Here is a 25,634-nt window from a genome sequence, read left to right on the forward strand (position 1 = left end):
CGCACCGGTGGGGGGTGGGGGCGGGGGGCCTCGACTACCGGCCCCGCGGCGTACCCGGCTCCCCAGACGGCGTCTGCAAGACCCCCCGAGGGGCTGGGGGGTTGGTACTTGCAGACGCCGGATCAGCCGGGGAGACCCGAGGCGCGCCACGCCCCCGGCCCGTGCTGCAACGGCCTGCGCACCCGCCGGGCGGGGTTGGCCCACTCCGACCGCGGCGCCGGCGCGTCCTCGACCGGCCCACCCGCGGCCAGCCCGGCCACGACGACCGTCAGCGCCGCCAGCTCGTAGTCGTCCGGCGCGCCCTTGACGACCCGCAGCAACGGCCGTTCGGGAGCGGCCTGCTCGTCCGCGGCGCTCACAGCGGGATGTTCCCGTGCTTCTTGGGCGGCAACGTCTCCCGCTTGTCCCGCAGCATCGACAACGCCCGCGCCACGTACCCGCGCGTGTAGGACGGCGGGATCACCGAGTCGACGTACCCGCGCTCGGCGGCCACGTACGGGTTGCACAGCGCGTCCTCGTACTCCTGCTGCAACCGGCCGCGCAACGCGTCGACGTCCTCACCACCGGCTGCCGCAGCGGCCAGCTTCTTGCGGTGCACGATGTTCGCCGCGCCGGACGCACCCATGACGGCGATCTGCGCGGTGGGCCACGCGAGGTTGATGTCGGCGCCGAGGTGCTTGGAGCCCATGACGTCGTACGCGCCGCCGTAAGCCTTGCGGGTGATGACGGTGACGAGCGGGACGGTGGCCTCGGCGTAGGCGTAGATCAGCTTGGCGCCGCGGCGGATGATGCCGTTCCACTCCTGGTCGGTGCCGGGCAGGAAGCCGGGCACGTCCACGAACGTCAGCACCGGGATGTTGAACGCGTCGCAGGTGCGCACGAACCGCGCGGCCTTCTCGGAGGCGTCGATGTCGAGGCAGCCGGCGAACTGGGTGGGCTGGTTCGCGACGACGCCGACGGAGTGGCCGTCCACGCGGCCGAAGCCGACCAGGATGTTCGGCGCGAACAGCGGCTGGACCTCCAGGAAGTCGCCGTCGTCGAGCACGCGGTTGATGACCTCGTGCATGTCGTACGGCTGGTTCGCGGAGTCCGGGATGAGCGTGTCCAGCGCGCGGTCGTCGTCGGTGATCGAGTCGGAGATCGAGCCGGCGGCCAGGGTGGGCTCGAACGCGGGCGCGTCGGACAGGTTGTTCGACGGCAGGTACGAGAGGAGCTCCTTCACGTACGCGATGGCGTCCTCCTCGTCGCTGCCGAGGTAGTGCGCGTTGCCGGACCTGGTGTTGTGCGTGCGGCCGCCGCCCAGCTCCTCGAACGTCACGTCCTCGCCGGTGACCGTCTTGATGACGTCCGGGCCGGTGATGAACATGTGCGAGGTCTGGTCGACCATCACCACGAAGTCGGTCAGCGCGGGGGAGTAGACGTGCCCGCCCGCGTTCGAGCCCATGATCAGCGAGATCTGCGGGATCACGCCGGACGCGCGGACGTTGCGGGTGAAGATCTCGCCGTACAGGCCGAGCGAGACGACGCCCTCCTGGATGCGCGCGCCGCCGCCCTCGTTGATGCCGATGATCGGGCGGCCGGTCTTGATCGCCAGGTCCATGACCTTGACGATCTTCTCGCCGTAGACCTCGCCGAGCGAGCCGCCGAACACCGTGACGTCCTGGGAGAACACGCACACCGGACGGCCGTCGACGGTGCCGTAACCGGTCACCACGCCGTCGCCGTACGGGCGGTTGGTCTCCTGCCCGAAGTTCGTGGAGCGGTGCCGCGCCAGCTCGTCCAGCTCGACGAACGAGCCGGGGTCGAGCAGGAGGTCGATGCGCTCGCGGGCGGTCTTCTTGCCCTTCGCGTGCTGCTTCTCGACCGCGCGCGCCGAGCCGGCGTGGACCGCCTCGTCGTTGCGCCGGTAGAGGTCAACGAGCTTGCCCGCGGTGGTGTGGACGTCGGGAGCGCCTGAAGCGTCGCCGGGGACGCTTCCGATCGGCTCGGTCGCACTGCTCATGGGCTCGCAGCCTAACGAGACCATTGCTGAACTGCCCCGTGCAGTTGTCCAGGTCACGGCAACCTGTTGGTCGTGTTCGATCGCACGTACCCTCTTCCGTTCCAATAGCCTGGCGCGATGGACACCGCACTCGACGCCGAAGCGCTGCGCGCGCGGCTGGTCGCACCCCACGGTCCGTACGCCGCGCTCGACGTCGTGCAGACCACCGCCTCCACGAACGCGGACCTCACCGCCGCCGCCGTCGCGGGCGCGCGGGACCGCTCCGTGCTGATCGCGCTGGAGCAGAGCGCGGGGCAGGGCCGGCGCGGGCGCAGCTGGTCGTCGCCGGAGGGCGGGCTGTACGTCAGCGTGCTGTTCCGGCCGGCGGACGTGCCGGCGCAGCGGCTGCCGTGGCTGAACCTCATCGCCGGGCTGGCGCTCGTGCGGGTGGCCCACTCGACCGGGGTCGAGGCGGCGCTGAAGTGGCCCAACGACCTGCTGCTCGGCGCCAAGGGCGAGAAGGGCGCCGGAATCCTGTCCGAGATCACCGCGGGCGTGGAGCCGGCCGTCGTGGTCGGCATCGGCCTGAACGTCGCGGCCCTGCCGGACGACGTGCAGCCCGCGCCGGGTGGGCTCGCCCCGACGTCGCTGGCCGACGTGGGCGCGAGCGAGCTCGACCGCGGCGAGCTGGCCTTCCGGTTGCTCGTCGAGCTGGCGGGGCTGGAAGGCGTGTGGCGCAAGAACGGCGGCGACGCCGTGGAGTCCGGTGTGCTGGAGGAGTACCAGGAGCACTGCGCGACCGTCGGGCAACGCGTGCGCGTCGAGCTCGCCGGTGGCGTGCAGCTGGAGGGCACGGCCCAGCGGATCGAGCCCGACGGCACCCTCGTCGTGCGCGGCACCGACGGCGTCGACCACGGCGTGTCCGCTGGTGACGTGGTGCATTTGCGCCCTGCGTAGCTAGGGTTGTCCCATGGCCTACCCCGACGACCTGCTGAGTTCCGGCGAGCACGTCGTGATCCACCGGCGCCCGCACTGGAAGGTGCTGGTCCTCCCGGTGTTCTGGCTGCTGGTGGTGGTCGTGCTCGGCACGTACCTGGCCGGGCTCGTCGGTGACCTGTCGTGGGCGGGCATCGCCTGGACCGTGCTGGCGGTCGTCGCGCTGCTGCTGGTCGTCGGGCTGACGCTCGTGCCGCTGGCCCGCTGGCGGACGACCCACCTCGTGATCACCTCGGACCGGGTGATCTACCGCGAGGGCGTGGTCAAGCGCACCGGCCTGGACATCCCGCTGTCGCGGGTGAACAGCGTCCGGTTCGAGCAGAGCCTCGTCGACCGCGTGCTCGGCTGCGGCACCCTGGTCGTCGAGTCGGCGTCGGACGCGCCGATCCCGATCGACGACGTACCGTCCGTGGAGAAGGTGCACACCTTGCTGTACCGCGAGATGAACGACAACCCCGAAGACGACTTCGAGCAGAGGACCATCAATGGGCGCGCGTGAGGTCGGCCTGCCCGACGTGGTCGGCTCCGGTTCGCTGCCGTCGTCGGTGACGATCTGGGAGGTCGGCGCGCGGGACGGCCTGCAGAACGAGTCCGCGGTCGTGCCGGTCGAGGTGAAGATCGAGTTCCTCGACCGCCTGGCGACCGCCGGTCTGTCCGTCCTGGAAGCCACGTCCTTCGTGCACCCGAAGTGGGTGCCGCAGCTGGCCGACGCCGCCGAGCTGCTGGCCGGCCTCGACCGCAGGGCCGGGGTCACCTACCCGGTGCTGGTGCCGAACGAGCGCGGCCTCGACCGCGCACTGGAGGCCGGCGTCACGCACATCGCGATCTTCGCGTCGGCCACCGAGACGTTCGCCTCGCGCAACCTGAACCGGACGCTGGACTCGCAGTTCGAGATGTTCGAGCCGACGGTGACCCGTGCGCTGGCGGCGGGCCTGTCGGTGCGCGGGTACGTGTCGATGTGCTTCGGCGACCCGTGGGAGGGCGCGGTGCCCCGCTCCCAGGTCGTGGCCGTCGGCGAACGGCTGCTGGACCTGGGCTGCTCGCAGCTCTCGCTCGGCGACACGATCGGTGTCGCCACGCCGGGCCAGGTCGAGGCGCTGCTGGGCGAGTTCCGCGACGTCTCCCGGCTCGCCGTGCACTTCCACGACACCTACGGCCAGGCGCTGTCGAACACGCTGGCCGCGTTGCGGTGCGGCGTCACGACCGTGGACTCGTCGGCCGGTGGGCTCGGCGGGTGCCCGTACGCGGAGTCGGCGACCGGGAACCTCGCCACCGAGGACCTGGTGTGGATGCTCGACGGGCTGGGCGTGAAGACCGGCGTGGACCTCGACAAGCTGGTCGAGACGTCGGTGTGGATGGCGGAACGGCTCGGGCGGCCGAGCCCGTCGCGGGTCGTGCGGGCGCTGGCGGGGTAGCGGGTCCGGTCAGCCGCGGGTGCCGAACATCCCCGTCGACTCGAACCGGTAGACCAGCTCGCCGCCGCGCAGGGCCGACCCGCGCATCTCCACGAGCCCGAGTCCCGGCCGGCTCTTCGACAGCCGCGCGCCGAGGACCTCGACCTCGAACGCGAGCCGGTCGCCCGCGAACACCGGCGCGAGCCAGCGCAGCTCCCGCACCCCCGGCGAGCCCTGCCCGGTGGAGTTCGAGAGGACCTTGTCGACGTAGACGCGCATCCAGAGGGACGCTGTGTACCAGCCGGAAGCGGACAACCCACCGAAAATCGAGTCGCGGCCAGCCTCTTCGTCCAGGTGGAACGGCTGCGGGTCGAACTTCCGGGCGAAGTCGACCATCTCGTCCCGGTCGACGACCACCTCGCCGAGCGGGATGATTCGGCCTGCCGGCAGATCCTCGAAAGCGAACACGTCGTTGATCGTACGTAACTGAAGTCGCCGGGAACCGATCTAATGGCAACGGCGTCCAAGCAGCCCGAGCCCAGGGCTATGCGTGTGAGGGGGACTCGGTGGACGACCACCGTGCGCAGGTCGAGGAGCTGATGGCCGACTACCGGCGCAGCCGCGAGCAGCTGGCGTCCGTTCAGCGCGAGCTGGCGACCGTGGCCGGGCGGGCGAGCAGTCCGGACGGGACGGTCACGGCGACGGTGAGCGGCCGCGGCGAGCTCACGGCGCTGGAACTGTCCGAGGTGGCCTACCGGCGGCACCGGCCGGAGCAGCTCGCCGAGCTGGTCGTGCGCACCGTGGCCGCCGCTGCCGCGCAGGCCGCCGAGGGCACCTACCAGGCGTTGAGCGCCGTGCTGCCCGCCGCCACGGACCCCGCGGCGCTGGTCGCGGGCACCGCGGACCTCAAGCCGGACGAGTACGGGCTCGACGACAACCGGGCGGTCCTGGGTCAGCAGCCCGCGCGCCGGCGCGTGGACGACGACGAGGACAACGAGCAGCGCGAGAGCTGGCTCGACTCCGAACTCATCAACAGGAGGGCGCGATGACCGGGTACGACGCCGATCTGGGCCGGCTCGACGCCGGTGCCGGCGAGCTGCGCGGGTTCGCCGCGCAGGCCGGTGAGGTCACGGGTGCGCTCGAGAAGACGCTGTCGGCGCTCGGTGCCTGCTGGGGCGACGACGCGGCCGGGCGCAGCTTCGCCGACTCGCACGTGGGTCCCGCGAACTCCACGGCCGCGGCGCTGACCTCGGTCGCGACCACGTTCGGCGGCGTCGGCGACAAGTTCGCCAAGACCGCGGAGACGTACCGGCACGTCGAGGAGAGCAACGCGACCGCGATGAGAAGGTTGGACGGCTGACATGGGCATCGAGCTTCCCGCCGAACTCGCCGAGGTCGCCGCCAAGGCAGGCGTCTCGTGGCCCAAGGCGGACGAGGACAAGCTGCGCGCCAGTGCCACGGCCTGGCGCGAGGCCGGCGACAAGATCACCCGGCTGGGTGCCTCCGCCGACGGCGCCGCCGGCCGCGCGTTCGAGAGCCTGCACGGCGCGACCGGTGACGCCGCACGCGGTACGTGGACCAAGGTCGTGGCACCCGACGGCGACCTCCAGCGCGCCGCGAAGGGCTGCCACGCCGCCGCCGCGCGCCTCGACCACGCCGCCAAGCAGGTCGGTGCCGCCAAGGTCGAGATCGTCCGCGAGCTCGTGACGCTCGCGAAGAACAACGACGCCGCCAAGGCCGCCGCCGGCACCGGCAACCAGACCGCGCTGCTCGGCCTCGAGACGCTGATCCGCGGCGCCGCGGCCAACGTCGCGAACCTGACCAACACCCTGACCTCCGCCATCCGCCTGGACAACGGGGTCGACATGGGCCAGGCCGGCCAGCCGGTCAACACCGCGCCCGGCTCCCACGGCCCCGGCCTGAACCTCGGTGGTGCTCCCGGCGGTCTGCTCGGCGGCGTCCTCGCGCCCGTCGGCGAGGTCGTCACCGGTGTCACCGCCCCGGTCGCCGAGGTCGTGTCCGGCGTGACCGCGCCCGTGGCCCCCGTGGTCGGCGCGGTGACGGCACCGGTCGCACCCGTGCTCGGCGCGGTCACCGCCCCGGTCGCCCCGGTGGTCGGCGCCGTGACCGACGTCGCCGCACCCGTACTCGACGCCGCGGCCCCGGTCACCGCACCGGCCGCCGCCGTCGTGGCGCCCGTCCTCGACGCGGTCCCCGGTGGCCGCGAGGCCGCCGCACCGGTCCTCGACGCGGTCGACGGACCCGGTGACGGGCACGGCCGCGGTGAGGGTCGCGGTGAGGGCCACGGTCCCGCCCAGGGTGGGGGCCAGGGTCCTGCCGACGGTCCCGGCCGCGGTGGCGAAGGCCCCGGCCGCGGCCAGGGCCCGCAGGTCCTGCCGCAGGTGCTCGGCCCGGTCGCCGACGCCGTCGCCCCGGTCGCGCAGCACGCCGCCGACGCCATCCCGAGCGTCCACGGCAGCCTCGGCCCCGTCGCCGAGGGCACCACGCAGGCCGCGGGTGCCGCGGTCCTCGACCGCCCGTTCACGCCCGATCTGCACAACCAGCCCGCGGCCCCGCAGACCGGTGCCCCGAGCGCTCCGAACGCACCCGCCGGCCCGGCGATGAGCGGCCCGTCCGGCCCGTCCGGCCCGATCGGCGGACCCGCCGGTGGTGTCGGTGGCGCGGTGGGTGGTGCCGCCGGTGCCGTCGGCGCGGCTCCGGCCGCAGCGGCCCACGCGGGCGCCGCGGTCGCCGGTCAGCAGGGCCAGGCCGGTGCGACCGGTCAGGGCCAGCAGGGTCAGGGTCAGCAGGGTGCCAAGGTCGGCGCTCAGCCCGGTGCCCAGGCCGCGGCCCAGGGTGCGGCTCAGCCGGGTGCCCAGTCCGGCCCCGGCGCGCAGTCCGGTCCGGGTGCGCAGTCCGCAGCGGGCAAGGCGGGTGCGCCCGGCGCGGCAGGTGCCGCGGGTGCGGCGGGGCAGGCCTTCGGCAACCAGCCGGGCCAGCTCGGCACCCAGACCGGCCAGAGCGGTCCCGGCCAGATCTCCCAGTCCGGCCAATCCAGCCAGTCCGGCAGCCAGCCCGGTCAGGGCCAGCCCGGTGCCAAGGACGGCCTCACCAAGGACGGCCTCTCCAAGGACCCGGCGAAGGACGCCCTGCTCAAGGACGGCCTGCCCGACCCGGCCGACGACGCGCCCGGCGGTGCCGCGACCGGTGGCTCCACCGCACCGAACCCCGGCGACACCCTCGTCTCGGCCCCGGTGGCCCCCGGCGTGGACCTCGGCCAGCAGTCGAGCCCGATCGCCGACCGCCTGGAGAACCGCGACCAGTCGCAGGCACTGGCCGGTGCGCCCGGCATCGCCTACGACATCGCCCGCCACGCCTACACGGCGGCCGCGGTCGGCAGCTGGTTCATGGCGGTCTTCCTCAGCGCGGGCCAGCCCCCGCGACTGGCCCCGAAGCCCGCACGCCAGCTGCCCGCGCCGAAGCAGGAGGAGACCGAGCCGGTCGCCCGGTTCGCCCCGCAGGACCACCCGCGGGCGGACCTGGTCGACCCGTCCACCCCGCGGCCGTTCGAGCCGACCGGTGGGCTCGGCGCGGACCACCCGGTCGTGCAGGCCCTGCTGGAGGGCTACGACCCGTTGGCGGGCATGCACGAACGCGACTGGGACGCCCTCTTCCTCACCGAGGACGGCGAGCCGAGGTGGCCCGCCGAACGCGAGGGCGGCTACGAGGCCAGCCAGCCGGAGGTGCTCCAGGCGGGCGCGGAGCTCGACCGGTTCGGCACGCCGGAGGGCCGGGTCCTGAGCACCGCGGGCACGCCGTACGCGGAGCGGTCCCTGCCGCCGCACAGCGCCGGACAGGGCTACCGCCGCTACCGGGTCGTCCGCGACCTGCCCGTCCACCGCACGATCAGCGCACCCTGGTTCGGCCAGCCCGGCGGCGGCGCGCGGTACCGCACCACCCACCCGGTCGCCGACCTCGTCGCGCTCGGCTACCTCACGGAGATCACCGCATGAACGTCGAGACGCTGCCCGAGTGGCTGACCAGGATCGGTGTGCCGGACGACGTCGTCAGCATCGGCGAGGAGGCGGACCAGCGCTGGTGCGTCCTCACCGAGGACGGCTACGAGGTGTTCTGGCAGGAGCAGGGCAACCGGTACGACTGGGCCAGGTTCGACGACGAGAGCGTGGCGTGCCACTACCTCTTCGGCCGCCTCGCCTGGGCCCAGGTCGCACGCGGAACCCTCACGGCGCCAACAGCGTGAGAGCGGCCTCGTGCAGGTGGCCGTTCGACGTCAGCACGTTGCCGGCGTCGTAGCGCTCCTCACCCTCCAGTGAGGTGAAGCGGCCACCCGCCTCGGTCACCAGCACCTGGAACGGCGCGATGTCCCACGGGTTCGCGACCGCTTCCGGGGCCAGGTCGATCGCACCCTCGGCGACCAGGCAGTGCTGGTAGAAGTCGCCGAACGCGCGGCTCTCCCAGGTGGCGTCGACCAGCCGCAGGTACGACTCGCGGGTGCGGTACCGCACCCACGTCTTGAGGTCGGTCGTCGAGACGTAGGCGTCCTCCAGCTCTCGCACCCCGGACACGGAGATCGCCCGCTCACCGGCGGCGTCGGAGGCGAACGCGCCCCCGCCCGCGGCGGCCCACCAGCGGCGGCCCAGCGCGGGAGACGACACGACGCCCACGACCGGTACACCGTCGACGACCAGGGCGATCAGCGTTGCCCAGATCGGCACGCCGCGCAGGAAGTTCTTGGTGCCGTCGATCGGGTCGAGCACCCAGACCCGTGCGGCGTCCAGCGTGCCGCCGCGTTCCTCGCCCATGACGACGTCGTCGGGGCGTTCGGCGGTGAGCAGCGCGCGGACGGCGTCCTCGACGGCGATGTCGGCGTCGGTCACGGGGGTGCGGTCCGGTTTGCGCTCGACTGCGAGGTCGTGGGAGCGGAACCGGGTGGCGGTGATCGCGTCGGCGGCGTCGGCGAGGCGCAGGGCGAGTTCGAGATCAGCATCGTGGCGTGACACGCGGCGATCGTTCCACGAATAGTCTGATTGCCGTGAGCGTGGTGTTGCTGGCCGAGGACGACCCGGCCATCGCGGAACCGCTCTCCCGCGCGTTGACGCGGGAGGGCTATTCGGTGCAGGTCGTCGGGGACGGGCCGAGCGCCTTCGACGCCGCGATCACCGGGGGCATCGACCTCCTGGTGCTCGACCTGGGACTGCCCGGCATGGACGGGTTGGAGGTGTGCCGCAGACTCCGGCAGAACGGCAGGGGCATCCCGGTGCTGATGCTCACGGCCCGTGCCGACGAGGTCGACTTCGTGGTCGGCCTGGACGCGGGCGCGGACGACTACGTGGCCAAGCCGTTCCGCTTGGCGGAGCTGATGGCCCGCATCCGCGCCCTGCTGCGCCGCCGCGCGCCCGGCACGCTGGAGGTCAACGGCGTGCGGGTCGACCTGGCCGCGCGCAGGGTGACCGTCGACGGCGGGGAGGTCCAGCTGGCGAACAAGGAGTTCGAGCTGCTCAAGGTGCTGATCCAGCGCGCTGGTCAGGTCGTGAGCCGCGACGAGATCCTCTCCGAGGTCTGGAACGACCCGGACCTCAAGGGCAGCAAGACGCTCGACATGCACATGTCGTGGCTGCGGCGGAAGCTCGGCGACGGCACCCCGAACTCCGCGGAGAAGCGCATCGCGACCGTGCGCGGCCGCGGTTTCCGCTTCAACGCCGACTGATGCGCCGCCGCATCCTGCGGGCGATCCTGCTCGCCGTCGCCGTCACCGGGTTCGTGCTCGGCCTCCCGCTGGGTTACTCGGCGCTGACGCTCGTCGAGGACAGCGCCCGCGGTGACCTCACCGAACGCGCCCAGAGCATCGCGACCAAGCTCGACGACCAGATCGCCGGCCGGCAGGTCCTGGACGTCGAGGCCGTGAAGTTCGCCGTTCCCACCGGTGGCCGCCTCACCGTGGTGTCCGGGGGCGCGACGACCGTGACCGGTCCGTCGCCCGGCGCCGACCCGCTGACCGTCGAGCTGACGATCGCCCAGCAGGGCACCGTGCGGCTGGAGATCCCCTCCGGTCCCATGCACACCACGCAGTACCAGGTGGCGGGCCTGGTGCTGCTGCTGCTCGCGCTCTCCGTCGGCACCGGCACGGTCGTCGCGCTGGTGACGGCGCAGACGTTGTCGCGGCCCCTCATCTACGTCGCGACCCGCGCGTCCCGCCTCGGTGCCGGCGACTTCCGCGAGGACGGCCAGCGCTTCGGCATCCCCGAGCTCGACGCCGTCTCCGAGGCCCTCGACACCTCCGCCACCGCCCTCGCCCGCCTCGTCCAACGCGAACGTGAGCTCGTCGGTGACGTCTCCCACCAGCTCCGCAGCCGCCTGACGGCACTGCAGCTGCGCCTGGAGGCCCTTGCCGAGCACCCGGAACCCGACACGGCCGCCGAGGCCCGTGCCGCCCTCGAACAGGCCGAACGCCTGGCCGCCGTCCTCGACGAGCTCCTCGCAGCCGCCCGCGCCGCCCGTGCCGTGGATGCGGAACCGCTGGAGATGCGCCCCGCCCTGACCGCCATCGCCGAGGAATGGCGTGAACAGGTCAAGAGCCAGGGCCGTGCGTTGCGCGTCCGTGTGCCCGATGGCCTGCTCGCGCGCGCCACGCCCGCCCGTCTGCGCGAGGCCATCGGCGTGCTGCTCGACAACGCCCTGCGCCACGGCGAGGGTTCCGTCGTCGTCTCCGCGCGAGGGGAGGAGGGCACGGTCGTGGTCGAGGTGTCCGACGGCGGCGCCGGTGTGCCGGATGAGCTGGCCGCGCACATCTTCGAGCGTGGCGTGTCCGGCGGTGGCTCCACGGGCGTGGGCCTGGCGCTGGCCCGCGCGCTCGTCGACGCGGACGGCGGGCGGCTGGAGCTGTCGACGGCACGGCCCGCGACGTTCGCGGTGTTCCTGCCGGTCCCGAAGGCCAAGGACGTGGTCGGCATCCCCTGGAAGGCGCCGAACACGCCCCGGTAGCTCAGGAGTGGCCGAGCGCCTGCTCGTCGTCGAGGGGGCGCTGGTTGCGGGCGTTCTCCTCGGGGAACACCCACTTCTTGTACCCGTACCAGCGGAACGCCATCGCGACCAGCGTGCCGACGATCTGCGCGCTGAGGAAGTCCGCCAGCTCCTCCGTCACCCGCGTGACGTGCGGCTCCTGGAGGTCGAACAGGTAGCGCGATACCCACAGCGGCGCCGAGTTCAGCACGATGCCGATCCCGTTGACCAGGAAGAACAACGCGGCCTCGTGGTGCCGTTCACGGCCGCCTCGGGTGCGGAATGACCACTCGCGGTTCAGGACGTACGACACGATCGTGGCGACCAGGGTCGCGATGATCTTCGCCGTCACCGGGTGCGATGGGAGCACCAGGGTCTTGATGCCGAAGAACAGCACCGTGTCGATGATGAAGCAGGTGCCCCCGACCAGGGCGAACTTGACCAGTTCACGATGCTTCAGCGCGATCGACCGGATCGGTTCCGGAAACCGGGAGACCACTGTTTCGGATAGTGACACGAGACGAGTCTACGGAGATCGGGTGAACTCGCCGGTCAGGCCGGGCACCGGCGTCCGGGAACACCCACCGGCGCATGGCCCAGAACTTGAACCCGGTCGCGAGCAGCATGCCGATGATCGAGCCGGACACGAAGTCGGCGATCTCCTCGGTCAGGGCCGGCACGGCTGGCGCCTGCAGGCCGAACAGGTGCCGCGACAGCCACAGCGGCAGGATGTTGATCGCCACGCCCAGGCCGCTGACCAGGAAGAACAGCGCCGCCTCGTGGTGGCGCTCGCGGCCGCCGCGGGTGTGGAACGACCACTCGCGCGACAGCACGTACGAGGCGATGATCGCCACCAGCACGCCGATGACCTTGGCCGTGACGACCTTGTCGGTCAGGATCGTCAGCTTCAGCGCGTACCAGACGCCGTTGTCGATGAGGAACGTCGTGCCGCCGACGACGGCGAACCGGATCAGCTCACGGTGCTTGTTGATGAGGAACCGGAGAGGTTCGGGGAACCAGCTCAGGACCTTGCGAGCGATCGGCAGCACCGCGCCAGCTTACGGATCAAGGTAACGGCCATCGCCCCGGGGTGTTACTTTCCGCAACGTCCGGATTGGTCTGGAATGTCCGGAAATCAGTGTTCAGGCGTCCGGCACGGCCACGGCAGGAGGTCCGGGATCAGCGGCAGCCGCCACACCGGCGGCGGCTCGCACGGCTCCGACGTGGGTGGTGGCGTCGTGGGCGGAGTGGTCGTGGGCGGCACCGGCACCGTGGTCGACGGCGGTGTGGACGGCAGCGGCAGGGTCGGCACCGGGACCTGCGGCACCGTCGGGGTGGTCGGCTCGGCCGGTTCGACCGGCGTGGACGGCTTCGTCGGCTCGGTCGTCCGGCCCGGCTTCGTGGGTTCGGTCGGCTTCGCCGGCTCGGTCGTCGGCACGGGGGCCGGGGCCGGTGGCTCCACCGGGTCGACCGGCCAGTGGTTCGGCCGCCCCTTCACCGGCACGGTCACCGACTTCGTCGCGTTGCCCAGGGTGGCGGTCACGGTGATCGACCCGCCCCGGTGCGGCAGCCCGAACGCCCACGCGGACATCCGGAACTTCGCGCCCTGTTCGAGGTCCGCGACGCAGCGGAGGACGTTCCTGTCCGTGCGCGTGCAGTCGCGGTACGGCGTGAACACCACGACGTCGGACGACGCGGACAGCTCCAGCTTCAGCGTGCCCGGCCGCGGTCCGCGGTTGCGCACCTGGACGTCGACCCGCGGGTCCCAGAACACCTGGTGCCACGTCGAGGCGGTGAGCTCGATGTCGTCGTTGACCGGCGGCACCTCGACGCCGACGCTGACGTTCACGCTGATCGCCGTGCCCGCGCTGACGGCGCCGGTGATGACGCCGGTCACCGCCTCGGGCGTGGCGCGCAGCCGGAAGAGGAACGTCGCCTGCCCGCCGGGGGCGATGCCCTGCGGGGTCGTGCAGGTGATCACGCCGCTGCCGGCCGGGCAGTTCACGGTCTGGTCGGCGGCGCCGTCCGGTTGCAGCAGGCGCGCGGCGAACGACGAGGGCCCGCCGGTCGACAGCACGCCCGGTGGCAGCGTGAGCACCATGCTCGCGGGCGGTGCCGCGGTGCCGCCGGTGTTGCGGACGGTGATCGGCAGGTCCTTGGCCTCCTCGCCGGGCGTGAGCGTGAACCCGGTCGGGACGGTCGGGGTCAGCACGGCGGGCGGCGGCGGAGCGGGCTCCTCGGCCGGTGGCGCCTGCGGCGGCGGGGCGGGGACCGGCGCTTCGGGCGCCGGCTCCTGAGTCGGGACCGGTGCCGGCGGCGGAGGTGGCGGGACGGGCGTCGGCACCTGGACCGCGGGCGGGGGCGGAGGCTGGACGATCGTCTGCGCGGGCGGCGCTTCGGCCTGCACCCGCGCGGGCGCCTGCTCGCCGCCACCGGAGGCGAGCGCGATCGCGACGGCGGCCACCACCGCGACGGCGGAACCACCGACGGTGAGCAGCTGGCGGGGCAGCGCGGCACCGGCCGCGCCCGCGCCACCCGCAGCGGCACCGGCACCGACGGCGACCTTGGTCGCGCCCGCGACCGTGAGGTAGGTGGCGGCACCCGCGCCCAGCACCAGCGGGGCGACGAACCCGCGCAGCGCGCCGTTGACGTCGGCGAGCTCCGCGGCCAGCGAACGGCACCGGTAGCACTCGTCGAGGTGCGCCTCGACCTGCGTCGCCTCGCGCCTGGACAGACCGGCGCGGGTCCACGCGCCGAGCCGGTCGACGGTCGCCTTGCAGCGCTCGGCGTCGGTCTCGGCCAGGTGCATCTGCAGGTACTGCTGCTTGAGGCCCTCGCGGGCGCGGTAGGCGAGCGCGGACACGCCGTTGGCCGTCAACCCGAGCAGCGGGCCGACCTCGGCGGGCGACTGGCCCTCGATCTCGGTGTGCCAGAGCACTGTCTGCCAACGCTCGGGCAACGCGGCGAACGCGCGCGCTGCGAGCGACCGTTCCAGACCGGCGACCGCGGTGTCGCTGAACGCCACGGGCGGCGCGACGTCGGTCATGTCCTCGGTGAGGTCGACCTTCTTGTCGCGGCGGGTCTTGTCGTAGGCGGTGTGCCGCAGCGCGGTCAGCAGGTACGCGCGGAACGCCGAGTCGGGGCCGCGGCCGGCGCGCAGCGTGTCGAGCACCTTCGCGAAGGCCTCCGACACCAGGTCGTCCGCCTCGGCCTGCGAGCGGGCCAACTGGCGGGCGAGGTTGTAGGCCGCCGAGACGTGCCGTTCGTACAACTGGCCGTAGGCGTCGATGGTCCCTCCGCGCACGGACTCGATGAGTTCCGCGTCGCTCGGGCCCTGGACGTCTGCAGGAACGGTCGCCAAGATTCTTTCCCCTCCTCGCGCGCCCAGTGTGACCTACGGCCCGCGGAAGAGTCATCTCAATCCCCCGCGAGGGTTGCGTCACGAGCCGGGCACGGGCGCGTCTCCCACCTGGAATCCACGGAGAAGGGAGACGGACCGGGTGGGAGTCGCACAAGCGGAACGCCTGCTGAAGGCCAGATGGCGGACCGCCACGATGGCCGCGGGCTGGGCGTTCCCCGCAGACTGGCCGCTCGCCGAGGTCGACGAGGTGTGCGCGGCGGTGTCGGAGGGCACCGACCCCTCCGACGCGCTCGTGCGGCTCGGCCGGGCTCGTGCCGAGGCGGGTGCCGGTCTCGGCGAGACGCTGCTCGACCTGGCGGCGCTGCACGCCGTGCTGACCGACGAGTCGCACGTCGTGTCGCCGGACGTCGACGCGCTCCCGTCGCGGATGGTGCGCACGACGGCGCTGGGGTGGGCGGACGTGGTGACGAGGCAGGCGGGCGACTGCGCGGCCGAGGACCCGCTGACCGGGCTGGCCACCACCGCCTACCTGCGGACGCGGCTGGGCGAGGTGTACCGCGAGACGCCGGTCGTGCCGCTCGACTACGCGCTGGTGCTGCTGCGCCTCGACACGCACCGCGCCACGGGCTGGTCCCGCGTGGTCGCGATGACGCTGGCCTCCGACGCCCTGCGCACGGTCTTCGACGGCGGCGAGACCCTGGCGACCCTCGGCCCGAGCGTGGCCGCGGTGCTGGCCCGCCGCGACGAGACCCTCGCGCGCCGCGTTTCCAACCTGCGCGTCCTCAGCGCGGACCGGCTCGCCGACGACCCGCACGTCAGCCCGGCCGGTCCCGCGAAGGTGTGGACCGAACGCCTCCCCGACACCCACTCCCAGGCCTGCGCCCTCCTCACGTCGCTCGGACGCTGACCCCCCTGTCCCGCGCCCGCGCGCTCCCCGTTCCCCACCGTCACGCGGGGACCCCACGTTCCCTTCTGGGGAACGCGGGGCCCCCGCGTGCGCTCCTGGAGTACGAAAGCTCCCCGCGTGCACTTCACAACGGCGCGGGAAGTGTTCTATTGTCTTAGTTCAGTAGCACAATCTGGGGAGCGTGTGTGGTCGAGTTCCACGTCGACCGCGGCAGTGGCCTTCCGGCGTACCTGCAGCTGGGGCAGCAGGTCAGGGAGGCCATGAGGCTCGGCTGGTTGCAGCCGGGCGACCGGTTGCCGACGGTCCGCGACGTCGTCGCGCGCAGCGGGGTGAACGCGAACACCGTGCTGAAGGCCTACCGCGAGCTGGAGCTCGCCGGTCTCGTCGAGGCCCGCCAGGGCTCCGGCACCTTCGTCAAGGCGTCCCTGGGGTCCGCCGCCCCCGAGGACCTGGACCCGCTGCGGGTCACGCTCGCCGGCTGGGTCGCGGGGGCACGCGCCGCCGGGTTGGAGGACGAGGACATCTACGCGCTGCTGCGCGAGGTGCTGAGCAGGGGAGCGCAATGAGCGTGGTCGCGGCCGAAGTCTCGAAGTGGGCCATCCGTGGCGTCTCCTTCGAGCTGCCGCCGGGCAGCGTCACCGCCGTGGTCGGCGCCAACGGTTCCGGCAAGTCGACGCTGCTGAACGTGCTGGCCGGGCACCTGCCCCCGGAGTCGGGGCACACGGCGGTCGCGGGCCGCGTCGCGTACGTGCCGCAGCACAAGCCGATCTACCGCAACTTCAAGGTGGCGGACGTCCTGCAGTTCGGCCGGCGGATGAACGCGGTGTGGCACAACGACCTCGCCGACGCGTGGCTGACCAGGTTCAAGGTGCCGCGACGGCTGCAGATGGGCGACCTCTCCGGCGGCCAGCGCACCCACGTGACGCTGGCGCTGGCGTTGGGCGCGCGCCCGGACGTGCTGCTGCTGGACGAACCACTGTCCGAACTGGACCCGTTGGCGCGCCGCAGGGTCATGAGCGCGTTGCTGACCGAGGTTTCCGACAACGGCATGACGCTCGTCTTCTCGACGCACGTCGTCGCCGAGATCGGTGGCGTCGCCGACCGGTTGCTGCTGATGCACGACGGCCGCGTGCTCGTCGACGGCGACACCGACGAGCTGCTGGAGGAGCACGTCCTCTACACCGGCCCGCACGCCTCGCAGCCACCGGTGGAGGGGCCAGTGGTGCTGGCCAGGCACGGTCAGGCGCAGTCGACGTTCCTGGTGCGCTCCGGCGGTGCACGGGTGGACGAGCCGTGGACCGCCCGGTACGTGACGCTGGAGGAGCTGGTCGTGGCACACCTGGAGCGTGCGGCGTGAACGCGGAGACGATGATCTGGCTGACGTGGCGCCAGCACCGCTGGGCCATCACCACGACCTCGGCCCTCGCCCTGTTCGCGGCGTACGGGCTCGTGTCGGCGGAGCTGCGGCACTTCCAGGTGACGATGACGCTGGCCGCGTTCTACGGCCTGGTGGTGCAGCTCGGGTTCGGCGCTGTCGTCGGGGCGTTCTGGGGTGCCCCGCTGCTGGCCCGCGAGCTGGAGGAACGCACCTACTTCGTCGCCTGGGGGCAGGACGTCACGCCCGCGCGGTGGTTGCGCGGCAAGCTGGTCGTGCTCGGCCTGCTCGCCGCGGTGCTCGCCGCGCTGGTCGGCGTCGGCGACGGCCTGGGCGGCAGCGAGGACCGGTCGTGGCCGATGTTCGAGGCGAACTGGCTGGTGCAGGTCGGGTACGCGCTGCTGGGCCTCGCCATCGGCGTCCTGGCCGGTCTGCTGACCCGGCACACGCTCACCGCCATGGCCGCGACCCTCGTCTGCTACACCGTCGTCCGGACCGTGCTCGCCGTGGTGGCCCGCGACCGCTACCTGCCGGTGCACCGCTCGATCGCGCGCTGGGACCAGAACCCGGCGGTGCCGAACGACGCGTTGAAGATCGGCGACGGCTTCGTCGGCCGCGACCTGGAACCGGTGCCCGTGCCCGACCAGTGCGCGGGCCTGGTCCCCAACGGCTGCATGCGCCGCACCGGCTCCGCCATCGGCACCTACACCGACTACCAGCCGGCGGACCGCATCGACGTCTTCCGCTGGATCGAGTTCGGCGTCTGCGCGGCACTGGCCGCGGCGGCGTTGTGGCTGACGTTCCGCTTGCTGCGCAACGGCGGCGGCTGGCGACCCTCGCGTTCGCACCGCCGTGACGTCTCGACGGCTCCGGTCGCCCCCGCCCCGGCGCAGGGGTAGGCCGGTCCCGCTCGCCTGCTGAACGGCTCCACTGGGGGTGTGGCCGTTCAGCAGGCACCGTTCGGCGGTTGCGGAACGTGCAGGTAGGCTGCCTGAACCGTGGACTCCCGTACCCGTCTCCCCGTCGTCGGAATGATCGGCGGCGGGCAGCTCGCCCGCATGACCCACCAGGCCGCGATCCCGCTCGGACAGTCGCTGCGCGTGCTCGCCGTCTCGGAGAACGACCCCGCCGCCCTCGTGGCGCGCGACGTGGTCCTCGGCACGCACACCGACCTCGACGCGCTGCGCTCGTTCGCGAAGGGCTGCGAGGTGGTCACGTTCGACCACGAGCACGTGCCCGGCGACCACCTGCGCGCGCTCGTCGCCGAGGGCGTGAAGGTGCACCCCGGCCCGGACGCGCTGCAGTACGCGCAGGACAAGCTGAAGATGCGGGTGCGGCTGGCGGAGCTGGGCCTGCCGGTGCCGCCGTTCACCGAGGTGAACGACGTCCGCGACGTGCTGCGGTTCGGCGCCGAACACGGCTGGCCGTGCGTGCTGAAGGCGGTCCGCGGCGGCTACGACGGCCGTGGCGTGTGGATGCTGAACACCCCGTCGGGCGCCGAACGGGTCGTGCCCGAGCTGCTGGAGGCCGGGACACCGCTGATGGTCGAGCAGTGCGTGCCGATGCGCCGCGAGCTGGCCGCCGTGGTGGCGCGCTCGCCGTTCGGCCAGGGCGCCGCGTGGCCGGTCGTCGAGACCGTGCAGTCCGACGGCATCTGCGTCGAGGTCCTCGCCCCCGCCCCCGCGCTGGACGGTGACGAGGCCCAGGAGCTGGCCCTGAAGGTCGCCGACGCGCTGGGCGTCGTGGGCGTGCTGGCCGTGGAGCTGTTCGAGACCGCCTCCGGCGTCGTCGTGAACGAGCTCGCCATGCGCCCCCACAACTCCGGCCACTGGTCCATCGAGGGCGCCCGCACCTCCCAGTTCGAACAGCACCTGCGCGCGGTCCTCGACTACCCCCTCGGCCGCACCGACCTGATGGCCCCGGCCGTGGTGATGGCGAACGTGCTGGGCGCCACCGAACCGCCCGCCATGGGCCCGGACGAGCGCGTGCACCACCTGTTCGCCCGTTTCCCGGACGCGCACGTGCACCTCTACGGCAAGGAGGAACGGCCGGGCCGCAAGGTCGGCCACGTGACGTTCCTCGGCAACGACATGACGACGGTCCGCACGCGCGCACGGCTGGCGGCGGACTGGCTGTCCACCGGCGTCTGGTCGGACGGCTACGACATCCACGGCGAAGAGAAGCGGAGCGCGCAGTGAGTGCGGTTCAGGTTGGCGTGATCATGGGCAGCGACTCGGACTGGCCGGTGATGAAGGCCGCCACCGAGGCACTGGCCGAGTTCGACGTGCCGTTCGAGGTGAGCGTCGTCTCCGCCCACCGCACCCCGCAGCGCATGCTCGACTACGCGTCCTCCGCGGCGTCGCGCGGCCTGCGGGTGATCATCGCCGGCGCGGGCGGCGCCGCCCACCTGCCCGGCATGGTCGCCTCCGCCACGGTGCTGCCGGTCATCGGCGTCCCGGTGCCCCTGAAGTACCTCGACGGCATGGACTCGCTGCTCTCGATCGTGCAGATGCCCGCAGGCGTCCCGGTGGCCACTGTCTCGGTGGGTGGAGCGCGCAACGCGGGCCTGCTGGCCGTGCGGGTGCTGGCTTCGTCCGATGTGGCGTTGCAGGAGCGCATGGCCCGCTTCCAGGCAGAACTCGAGCAGCTCGTACTAGACAAGGACGCGGCTCTGCAGAAGTCCCTCTGAGTGCTCAACGGCACAGCAGCGCCCGATGTGAACGGGCGCTAACATCGTGCCGAGTACTCGCTACCGGGAGGTAACAAGGTGAACCCGAGCTTCGGCACCTACCAGCTCGCCGAGGAGCACGAGGCGCTGCGAGAGGCCGTCCGCTCGCTCGCCGAGAAGGAGATCAAGCCGTACGCGGCCGAGGTCGACGAGAACGAGCGCTTCCCGGTGGAGGCGCACAACGCCCTGGTCAAGGCCGGCTTCGCCGCCGTCCACGTCCCCGAGTCCTACGACGGCCAGGGTGCCGACTCCGTCGCCACCTGCATCGTGATCGAGGAGGTGGCCCGCGTCTGCGCGTCCTCCTCGCTGATCCCGGCGGTGAACAAGCTCGGCACCATGCCGATCCTCCTGTCGGCCTCGGAGGAGCTCAAGCAGCTCGTCATGCCGTCCATCGCCTCCGGTGAGGCGATGGCTTCCTACGCCCTGTCGGAGCGCGAGGCCGGCTCGGACACCGCCTCGATGCGCACGCGTGCTCTGCTGGATGGCGACCACTGGGTGCTCAACGGCACCAAGTGCTGGATCACCAACGCCGGCGAGTCCACCTGGTACACGGTCATGGCGGTGACGGATCCGCAGGCGGCCAAGAAGTCCGCCGGCATCTCTGCTTTCGTGGTGCACAAGGACGACCCCGGCTTCTCCGTCGGCCCGAAGGAGCGCAAGCTCGGCATCAAGGGCTCGCCGACCCGCGAGATCTACTTCGAGAACTGCACGATCCCCGCCGACCGGATCATCGGTGAGCCGGGGACCGGCCTGAAGACGGCTCTCCGCACCCTGGACCACACGCGTCCGACGATCGGTGCGCAGGCCGTGGGCATCGCGCAGGGTGCCCTGGAGGCCGCGGTCGCGTACGTCAAGGACCGCAAGCAGTTCGGGAAGTCCATTTCGGACTTTCAGGGCGTGCAGTTCATGCTCGCCGACATGGCGATGAAGATCGAGGCCGCGCGGCACATGGTGTACGTCGCCGCTGCGAAGGCTGAGCGTGGTGAGCCGAACATCGGCTTCATCACCGCTGCGGCCAAGTGCTTCGCGTCCGACGTGGCCATGCAGGTGACCACCGATGCCGTGCAGCTGTTCGGTGGGGCGGGGTACACGCGGGACTTCCCCGTGGAGCGGATGATGCGGGACGCGAAGATCACGCAGATCTACGAGGGCACGAACCAGATCCAGCGCGTTGTGATGTCGCGCGCGGTTCTGAACGGCTAGATCGTCGGGTGTTGCGGAGCCAGAACCTCACTCCTGGCTCCGCAGCCTCTTGTGGATTACCTCGAACATCCTCCAGCCTGTGCTGTCGCTGTCGGGGAAGATTCGCGTGAACTGTTCTTCTGTCAGACCGTTGAAGGTTGCGATGATGCTTCCCAGGCTGACTTCGATCGCGCGGCCTTCTGACCGAGGGCCGAACACCGACAAAAACGCGGTGAGCACCCGGTGCGCTGAGGTCCCGTCTGGCAGCAACCCGTCGAACTCCCCGATGGTCCTCGCGTCGAGCGCCCCGGCGATCGCCACCAGCACGCTGAGATTGCTCTCCCAGTAGGTGATTCTCAGTTTTCTCGCCACTTCGATGATCGTCGATACCTTGGTGCTGTTGCGCAAGTAGGCTTCGATGGACTGCGCGTCGACGTTCATGTCGAGGATGCCGTGCCTCACGCTGTCGGAGTACTCGCCGGACAGTGTGTCGATGGCGTCCTTGATGGTGGAGAACTGCTCATCCGCCAACTCGAACAACGCGCTCAGCCGGAACAACTTCCGTTGCAACGGCACCGGCACGTCAGCCTCGCGCTTGTAGCCGAGCTTGTGGTGCATCGCGGCCCAGGCGTGCTGCGACATCGTTCTGACCTGGAACTCGACGGAAATGTCGGCGTACTTCGCCCACTCCAACCGTTCGCTCCGACTCCCGATTCGCACGACCAGATGATTCGACGTGTAACCGAACTGGTCGGGCGCCAGTTCGTCCTGCTTGTTCATCGAGTGCTCTTCGCGAACCTCGAACTCCTTGCCCAGGAGCTCGACGATCCGGTCCACGTCCTCGACGTAGTGAGCGATGATCCGCACACCGACCAGGTCCGTCATGTCGGTGAGCGGGTTGTCGTACTTGCCGGACTTCCGTCGGATCTTCTCGTCGAAACTGTCGAGCGTCTTCACCCGGCCCTCGACCTGGAAGACGTCGATGCCGGCGTGATCGAGGATCTCGCACACGAGCTCGCGCAATTTCTTCTCATACGCCTCGTACTTCGAGCGGACCTCGGCGTACTCGGCCTTCCAGTTCGGCGACGTCACTGCGGCTCCTGATCTCGGCGGTGGTGCACGCTGTTGATCGGGAGCCACCCGACGACCATTACAAGCCACGTCACGTGGCATCAAGCAGGCACGCACGTCCCCAGCGCGTCACCGATCGCCGCCTTCGCCCCCACCACGCACTCCGCGTCCGCCGTCACCGACTTGTCCGACTCCTGCTGCGCGAGCGCGATGACGATGTTCATCAACCGCACCGCGTCGTTGCTCCCCGCGGCCTCCTGCACCGCCGCGTTGCGGGCGTCCTCCGTTGTGCAGCTGAGGTCCGTGCCGACCGTGTCCACGCGCGGCAGCCAGAGCGCCTTCTGGCCGGCGGGGCACGGCTCGACCTGCCAGCGACCTGCCGGCTCGGCGTCGGCGTGGGGAGTCAACAGTGCGGTGCTCGCCGAGAGGGCGAGCGCTACGAGGAAACGTCCCATGCGGCGAACATAACGCGCCTGACCTGCCACGACAGGGGGAATCGAGGTCACGGTCGGGTGCTGCGGAAGCTACCCAGCGAGATCAACGGCGACCGTGCAGCCGCGCAGTTCGCGGATCAGTGCGGAGGCCAGCACGCGGTGCACGAAGGGGTCGTCGTAGGCGAAGTCACCGGCGCGGACGGCGACCGGGGCGAGGGTGCCGGGGCGGTACAGCGAGCCGCGCACGCCGGCGATCGGGTGGTGGCGGACGCGCACGGCCACGACGCCCTTGCGCAGGGACGGGCACAGGCGGCGGGAGAGCGGGACGCACGGGCGGCACACCGGTGGTTCCGTCGACGCCATGCCCTCCGGCCAGTTCGGCCAGTCGCCGCGGAAGTCGCGCAGCAGCCAGAGGACGCCGGTCTCGTCCTGGTCGGCGGGGTTGCCGCACACCTGGCACAGCAACCGTTCCATCGCCCGCCGTTGCCGCTGCGGGTGGACGCGGGCGAACTCGGGGCGGCCGTCACCACGGCGCGAAACGGTCTGGGTCCACAGGACGCCGTGCCGGTCGCGGTCGGTGAGGAGTTCGGTCGCGTAGCCGAGGCGGTGGTCGGGGCGGTCCACCAGCACGCACGGGAGGTCGTGTTCCTCGCTCCAAGCGGTTATGTAGGGCGCAATCATCATCCACCTCTGTGCAGAACTCAGTGGCGAGAGTGAACCGTAGTTCTGTGCAGAACCACAAGTGTATTCGTCAGCCCGAAGAGGTGAAGTTGTAGGCCACGACGTAGGCGGCGGAGTCGAGAGTCATCTCGTTGACCTCGACCGGCCGGTTGTCCGAGGTGAAAGCGGTGCGCGCGATCAGGATGACCGGAGTGCCTTGGGCGAGTTCCAAGGCGTCCCGTTCGGACTCGCGGGGCATGCGGGTCCGGAGTTCTTCCAGGAACCGGGTCGGTTCGTGACCCAGTTCCGTCAGCCGCGCGTACGTGCCGCCGGCGCCAGTGTTGATCTCGGTGATCGCCGAACCCGCGACGAGGGCCAAGGGATAGAAGGAGGTGGCGAGCTGGACCGGCTTGCCGTCCACCAGGTAGCGGCGCCGCCGGACCACGACACGGGCGCCGTCGTCGAGGTCGAGTGCCTTGGCGATCGGATCCGGCGGCGTCTCGACGTCGACCGTGATGTTCTCGGTGCGTTGCCGGGTACCCACGTCTGCCTTCCAAATGGACAGACCGGAACTCCAGTTGCGAAGCCGATCAGGCGACGTCCGCCTGATCGGCTTGAACTCGCGCACGAAGGTTCCGGCGCCGCGGCGCGCGACGATCAGGCCCTCGTTCTTCAGCTCGTCCAGCGCGCGCCGGGCGGTCGCCTGCGCCACGCCGAAGCGGGTGATCAGCTCGTTCTCGCCGGGAACTCGGCTGCCGGGTGCCAGCTCGCCCGAGTCGATGCGCTGCCGCAGTTCGTCGGCGATGTCGCGATATCCGACCCGTCCGTTCTCGGCCATGCGGCCAAGTTACCCGCCTGCCGTCAGAACGTCGGCAGCAGCTCGGACAGGCGCTCGTAGCTGCGTCCGGCCCCGTCCGCCATCCCCGTCGCCAGCACCGCGTCCCGCGCCTCCTGCGACCCCAGCTCCATCGTCGACACCATCGTCGTCCGCCCGTCCTCCTCGGTGAACGTCGTGGTCACGGTCGCCGGCGGGTTGTCCTCGAACTGCTCGGTGTGCACGATCCGGGTGTGCGGCTCCAGCTCCACGTACGAGCCGTGGATCTCGAACGCCTCGGAGCCGTCGGGCTGGGCCCAGCCGTAGCGCCACCTGCCGCCGACGGCCAGGTCGATCTCGCAGATCGGCATCTCCCAGCCGTCGGGGCCGAGGAGCCACTGGCGGACCAGCGCGGGGGTGGTGAACGCCTTCCACACCAGCGCGGCCGGCGCGTCGAACGAACGGGTCATGGTGATGGTGCTGGCGGTCGGGGTGGTGACGGCGGTGCCGTAGGTGGTGGTCATTCCTCGTTCTCCTTCATCTCGGTCAACAGCGCGTCCAGGCGGGCGTAGCTCGCGTCCCAGAAGCGGCGGTAGTTCTCGGCCCACACGGCGACCTCCTGCAACGGTGTCGCGTCGAGCTGGCAGGGGCGCCACTGGGCCTCCCTGCCGCGGGTGATCAGGCCTGCCTTCTCCAGCACGCGCAGGTGCTTGGAGATCGCCGGGCCGCTGATGTCGAACGGCTCGGAGAGCTCCTTCACCGTCGCGGGGCCCTCGGTGAGCCGCGCGAGGATCGCGCGGCGCGTCGGGTCCGCCAGTGCGGCGAAGGTGGCGCTCAGCTGGTCCATCTCGTACCTAACCGATTGGTTATCTAACCTCTGGGTTAAGTACGCCAGATCGTCGGCGAGATGTCAAGGGCAACCGCGCCTGCACTCCGTTCCGTCCTGGGGGCATGAGACTTGTGCCGGTTGTCGTCGTCCTGCTCGCGGTCGCCGGGTGCGGTGGGGCGGCGGGGAATGCGGACTCGTTGCGCGGCAAGGTGTTCGTGTCGACGTCGGTCAGTGACCGGCAGCTCGTCGAGGGCACGTCGGTGGAGCTGCGGTTCACCGACGACGGGCGGTTGGTCGCGCGGGCGGGGTGCAACATGATGCAGGGCCCGGTGGACCTCGACGGGGGCGAGCTGGAGGTCGCCGACCTCTCCAGCACGGCGATGGGGTGCCCGAAGCCCGAGCTGCACGAGCAGGACGAGTGGTTGTCGAAGCTGCTCGGCGCCACACCGGACTGGCGGCTCCAGGACGAGAACCTGGTGGTCACCGGCGCGGGCGGCGAGATCGTGCTCGCACCGGAGGCGCCGGCCCGGCTCGAAGGCGGGGAGTGGCGGGTCGACACGCTCGTCTCCGCCGACGCCGCCTCGTCGGTGCCGGGGGCGGTGCCGGCCACGCTCAAGTTCGAGAACGGCCGGGTCGAGGTGTTCACCGGCTGCAACTCAGGTTCGGCGTCCTACCGGGTGGACGGGAGGGCCATCACGTTCGAGGGGCTCGTGCACACCGACAAGGCGTGCGGCCCGGACGAGGCGCTGGTCGAGAAGGCCGTGGTGGGGGCGTTGCAGGGGGAGGTCAACTACGAGGTCGAGCGCAGCTCGCTCTCCCTGACGAACACGCAGGGTGATGGCATCCAACTTAAGAAGTAGCTGTTGGAATCCTGTCGAAATC

Annotated in this window: 30 protein-coding genes; 17 read left to right on the top strand and 13 right to left on the bottom strand. The window is 71.5% G+C overall.

Going from position 1 to position 25,634, the window contains the following annotated elements:
* Positions 1–122 precede the first annotated feature (122 nt).
* Both AB0A63_RS23080 and AB0A63_RS23085 read right to left on the bottom strand, forming a co-directional pair.
* Complete coding sequence (locus AB0A63_RS23080; protein ID WP_360394872.1) at positions 123–359, bottom strand: acyl-CoA carboxylase subunit epsilon; 237 nt, start codon at positions 357–359, stop codon at positions 123–125.
* The gene (locus AB0A63_RS23085; protein ID WP_360394875.1) at positions 356–2,002 is read right to left on the bottom strand and encodes an acyl-CoA carboxylase subunit beta; all 1,647 of its coding nucleotides are present in this window, start codon (positions 2,000–2,002) and stop codon (positions 356–358) included. The genes AB0A63_RS23080 and AB0A63_RS23085 overlap by 4 nt, the downstream gene beginning before the upstream one ends.
* 117 nt (positions 2,003–2,119) lie before the next feature.
* Here AB0A63_RS23085 and AB0A63_RS23090 point away from each other — a divergent pair, with 117 nt between their 5' ends.
* From AB0A63_RS23090 to AB0A63_RS23100, 3 genes are read left to right on the top strand one after another with little or no spacing between them, the layout of a single operon-like run.
* Entirely contained in the window at positions 2,120–2,938 is an 819-nt protein-coding gene (locus AB0A63_RS23090) for a biotin--[acetyl-CoA-carboxylase] ligase (RefSeq protein ID WP_360394877.1), read from the top strand.
* Between the two features lie 13 nt (positions 2,939–2,951).
* On the top strand, positions 2,952–3,476 hold the full coding sequence (locus tag AB0A63_RS23095) for a PH domain-containing protein (protein ID WP_360394880.1): 525 nt from the start codon (positions 2,952–2,954) through the stop codon (positions 3,474–3,476).
* On the top strand, positions 3,463–4,392 hold the full coding sequence (locus AB0A63_RS23100) for a hydroxymethylglutaryl-CoA lyase (protein ID WP_360394883.1): 930 nt from the start codon (positions 3,463–3,465) through the stop codon (positions 4,390–4,392). The genes AB0A63_RS23095 and AB0A63_RS23100 overlap by 14 nt, the downstream gene beginning before the upstream one ends.
* 9 nt (positions 4,393–4,401) lie before the next feature.
* Here AB0A63_RS23100 and AB0A63_RS23105 read toward each other — a convergent pair whose 3' ends face one another.
* On the bottom strand, positions 4,402–4,839 hold the full coding sequence (locus AB0A63_RS23105) for a MaoC family dehydratase (RefSeq protein ID WP_360394885.1): 438 nt from the start codon (positions 4,837–4,839) through the stop codon (positions 4,402–4,404).
* Positions 4,840–4,937: 98 nt separating this feature from the next.
* On the opposite strand from AB0A63_RS23105, the gene AB0A63_RS23110 reads away from it, so the two are divergent.
* The 4 genes from AB0A63_RS23110 to AB0A63_RS23125 are packed head-to-tail and all read left to right on the top strand — an operon-like array spanning position 4,938 to position 8,632.
* Positions 4,938–5,420 (top strand): YbaB/EbfC family nucleoid-associated protein, encoded by a 483-nt coding sequence (locus tag AB0A63_RS23110; RefSeq protein ID WP_360394887.1) that lies wholly within the window; start codon positions 4,938–4,940, stop codon positions 5,418–5,420.
* A complete protein-coding gene (locus AB0A63_RS23115) occupies positions 5,417–5,731 on the top strand; it encodes a hypothetical protein (protein ID WP_360394889.1) in 315 nt (104 codons plus the stop codon). Before AB0A63_RS23110 ends, AB0A63_RS23115 begins: the two co-directional genes overlap by 4 nt.
* Before the next feature lies 1 nt (position 5,732).
* Positions 5,733–8,384 (top strand): TNT domain-containing protein, encoded by a 2,652-nt coding sequence (locus tag AB0A63_RS23120; RefSeq protein ID WP_360394892.1) that lies wholly within the window; start codon positions 5,733–5,735, stop codon positions 8,382–8,384.
* Positions 8,381–8,632: a hypothetical protein gene (locus AB0A63_RS23125; protein WP_360394894.1), complete on the top strand. Its 252-nt coding sequence runs from the start codon at positions 8,381–8,383 to the stop codon at positions 8,630–8,632. The genes AB0A63_RS23120 and AB0A63_RS23125 overlap by 4 nt, the downstream gene beginning before the upstream one ends.
* Here the strand turns inward: AB0A63_RS23125 and hisN are convergent.
* A complete protein-coding gene (gene hisN / locus AB0A63_RS23130; RefSeq protein WP_360394896.1) occupies positions 8,613–9,392 on the bottom strand; it encodes a histidinol-phosphatase in 780 nt (259 codons plus the stop codon). The genes AB0A63_RS23125 and hisN overlap by 20 nt on opposite strands.
* Before the next feature lie 32 nt (positions 9,393–9,424).
* Between hisN and AB0A63_RS23135 the strand changes: the two genes are divergently transcribed.
* Together AB0A63_RS23135 and AB0A63_RS23140 are read left to right on the top strand one after the other, a co-directional pair.
* Positions 9,425–10,099 (top strand): response regulator transcription factor, encoded by a 675-nt coding sequence (locus tag AB0A63_RS23135; RefSeq protein ID WP_360394899.1) that lies wholly within the window; start codon positions 9,425–9,427, stop codon positions 10,097–10,099.
* Positions 10,099–11,373 carry an ATP-binding protein gene (locus AB0A63_RS23140; RefSeq protein WP_360394902.1) on the top strand — a complete coding sequence of 425 codons (1,275 nt, stop codon included), beginning with the start codon at positions 10,099–10,101 and terminating at the stop codon, positions 11,371–11,373. Before AB0A63_RS23135 ends, AB0A63_RS23140 begins: the two co-directional genes overlap by 1 nt.
* Position 11,374: 1 nt before the next feature.
* On the opposite strand, the gene AB0A63_RS23145 is transcribed toward AB0A63_RS23140, so the two are convergent.
* From AB0A63_RS23145 to AB0A63_RS23155, 3 genes are all read right to left on the bottom strand, one after another.
* The gene (locus AB0A63_RS23145) at positions 11,375–11,908 is read right to left on the bottom strand and encodes a GtrA family protein (protein WP_360394904.1); all 534 of its coding nucleotides are present in this window, start codon (positions 11,906–11,908) and stop codon (positions 11,375–11,377) included.
* A complete protein-coding gene (locus tag AB0A63_RS23150) occupies positions 11,838–12,437 on the bottom strand; it encodes a GtrA family protein (protein WP_360395657.1) in 600 nt (199 codons plus the stop codon). Before AB0A63_RS23150 ends, AB0A63_RS23145 begins: the two co-directional genes overlap by 71 nt.
* A gap of 89 nt (positions 12,438–12,526) precedes the next feature.
* A complete protein-coding gene (locus AB0A63_RS23155) occupies positions 12,527–14,752 on the bottom strand; it encodes a sigma-70 family RNA polymerase sigma factor (RefSeq protein ID WP_360394906.1) in 2,226 nt (741 codons plus the stop codon).
* Between the two features lie 139 nt (positions 14,753–14,891).
* On the opposite strand from AB0A63_RS23155, the gene AB0A63_RS23160 reads away from it, so the two are divergent.
* The 7 genes from AB0A63_RS23160 (at position 14,892) to AB0A63_RS23190 (ending at position 20,965) form a co-directional block, all read left to right on the top strand.
* On the top strand, positions 14,892–15,659 hold the full coding sequence (locus AB0A63_RS23160) for a GGDEF domain-containing protein (RefSeq protein WP_360394909.1): 768 nt from the start codon (positions 14,892–14,894) through the stop codon (positions 15,657–15,659).
* 185 nt (positions 15,660–15,844) lie between these two features.
* On the top strand, positions 15,845–16,225 hold the full coding sequence (locus AB0A63_RS23165) for a GntR family transcriptional regulator (protein WP_360394912.1): 381 nt from the start codon (positions 15,845–15,847) through the stop codon (positions 16,223–16,225).
* The gene (locus tag AB0A63_RS23170; protein ID WP_360394914.1) at positions 16,222–17,016 is read left to right on the top strand and encodes an ABC transporter ATP-binding protein; all 795 of its coding nucleotides are present in this window, start codon (positions 16,222–16,224) and stop codon (positions 17,014–17,016) included. Before AB0A63_RS23165 ends, AB0A63_RS23170 begins: the two co-directional genes overlap by 4 nt.
* On the top strand, positions 17,013–17,933 hold the full coding sequence (locus AB0A63_RS23175; RefSeq protein ID WP_360394917.1) for a hypothetical protein: 921 nt from the start codon (positions 17,013–17,015) through the stop codon (positions 17,931–17,933). Before AB0A63_RS23170 ends, AB0A63_RS23175 begins: the two co-directional genes overlap by 4 nt.
* A gap of 99 nt (positions 17,934–18,032) precedes the next feature.
* Positions 18,033–19,232, top strand: coding sequence for a 5-(carboxyamino)imidazole ribonucleotide synthase (locus tag AB0A63_RS23180; RefSeq protein ID WP_360394920.1), 1,200 nt, complete (start codon positions 18,033–18,035; stop codon positions 19,230–19,232).
* On the top strand, positions 19,229–19,723 hold the full coding sequence (purE, locus tag AB0A63_RS23185) for a 5-(carboxyamino)imidazole ribonucleotide mutase (RefSeq protein WP_360394923.1): 495 nt from the start codon (positions 19,229–19,231) through the stop codon (positions 19,721–19,723). Before AB0A63_RS23180 ends, purE begins: the two co-directional genes overlap by 4 nt.
* Positions 19,724–19,801: 78 nt before the next feature.
* Positions 19,802–20,965, top strand: coding sequence for an acyl-CoA dehydrogenase (locus tag AB0A63_RS23190; RefSeq protein WP_360394926.1), 1,164 nt, complete (start codon positions 19,802–19,804; stop codon positions 20,963–20,965).
* A 27-nt stretch (positions 20,966–20,992) separates the two neighbouring features.
* On the opposite strand, the gene AB0A63_RS23195 is transcribed toward AB0A63_RS23190, so the two are convergent.
* The 6 genes from AB0A63_RS23195 to AB0A63_RS23220 form a co-directional block, all read right to left on the bottom strand.
* Positions 20,993–22,036, bottom strand: a complete 1,044-nt coding sequence (locus AB0A63_RS23195; protein ID WP_360394929.1) for a hypothetical protein — start codon at positions 22,034–22,036, stop codon at positions 20,993–20,995.
* An 80-nt stretch (positions 22,037–22,116) separates the two neighbouring features.
* Entirely contained in the window at positions 22,117–22,470 is a 354-nt protein-coding gene (locus AB0A63_RS23200; RefSeq protein WP_360394931.1) for a hypothetical protein, read from the bottom strand.
* 69 nt (positions 22,471–22,539) lie between these two features.
* Positions 22,540–23,079, bottom strand: coding sequence for a hypothetical protein (locus tag AB0A63_RS23205; protein ID WP_360394933.1), 540 nt, complete (start codon positions 23,077–23,079; stop codon positions 22,540–22,542).
* A 121-nt stretch (positions 23,080–23,200) separates the two neighbouring features.
* Positions 23,201–23,947, bottom strand: a complete 747-nt coding sequence (locus AB0A63_RS23210; RefSeq protein ID WP_360394936.1) for a GntR family transcriptional regulator — start codon at positions 23,945–23,947, stop codon at positions 23,201–23,203.
* Between the two features lie 23 nt (positions 23,948–23,970).
* Positions 23,971–24,447 carry an SRPBCC family protein gene (locus AB0A63_RS23215; protein WP_360394939.1) on the bottom strand — a complete coding sequence of 159 codons (477 nt, stop codon included), beginning with the start codon at positions 24,445–24,447 and terminating at the stop codon, positions 23,971–23,973.
* Positions 24,444–24,770 carry a metalloregulator ArsR/SmtB family transcription factor gene (locus tag AB0A63_RS23220; RefSeq protein ID WP_360394942.1) on the bottom strand — a complete coding sequence of 109 codons (327 nt, stop codon included), beginning with the start codon at positions 24,768–24,770 and terminating at the stop codon, positions 24,444–24,446. Before AB0A63_RS23220 ends, AB0A63_RS23215 begins: the two co-directional genes overlap by 4 nt.
* Before the next feature lie 104 nt (positions 24,771–24,874).
* Here AB0A63_RS23220 and AB0A63_RS23225 point away from each other — a divergent pair, with 104 nt between their 5' ends.
* Positions 24,875–25,612 carry an META domain-containing protein gene (locus AB0A63_RS23225; RefSeq protein ID WP_360394944.1) on the top strand — a complete coding sequence of 246 codons (738 nt, stop codon included), beginning with the start codon at positions 24,875–24,877 and terminating at the stop codon, positions 25,610–25,612.
* The last annotated feature ends 22 nt before the right edge of the window (positions 25,613–25,634 follow it).

The organism is Lentzea sp. NPDC042327 (genome assembly GCF_040647275.1).
GTDB lineage: Bacteria > Actinomycetota > Actinomycetes > Mycobacteriales > Pseudonocardiaceae > Lentzea.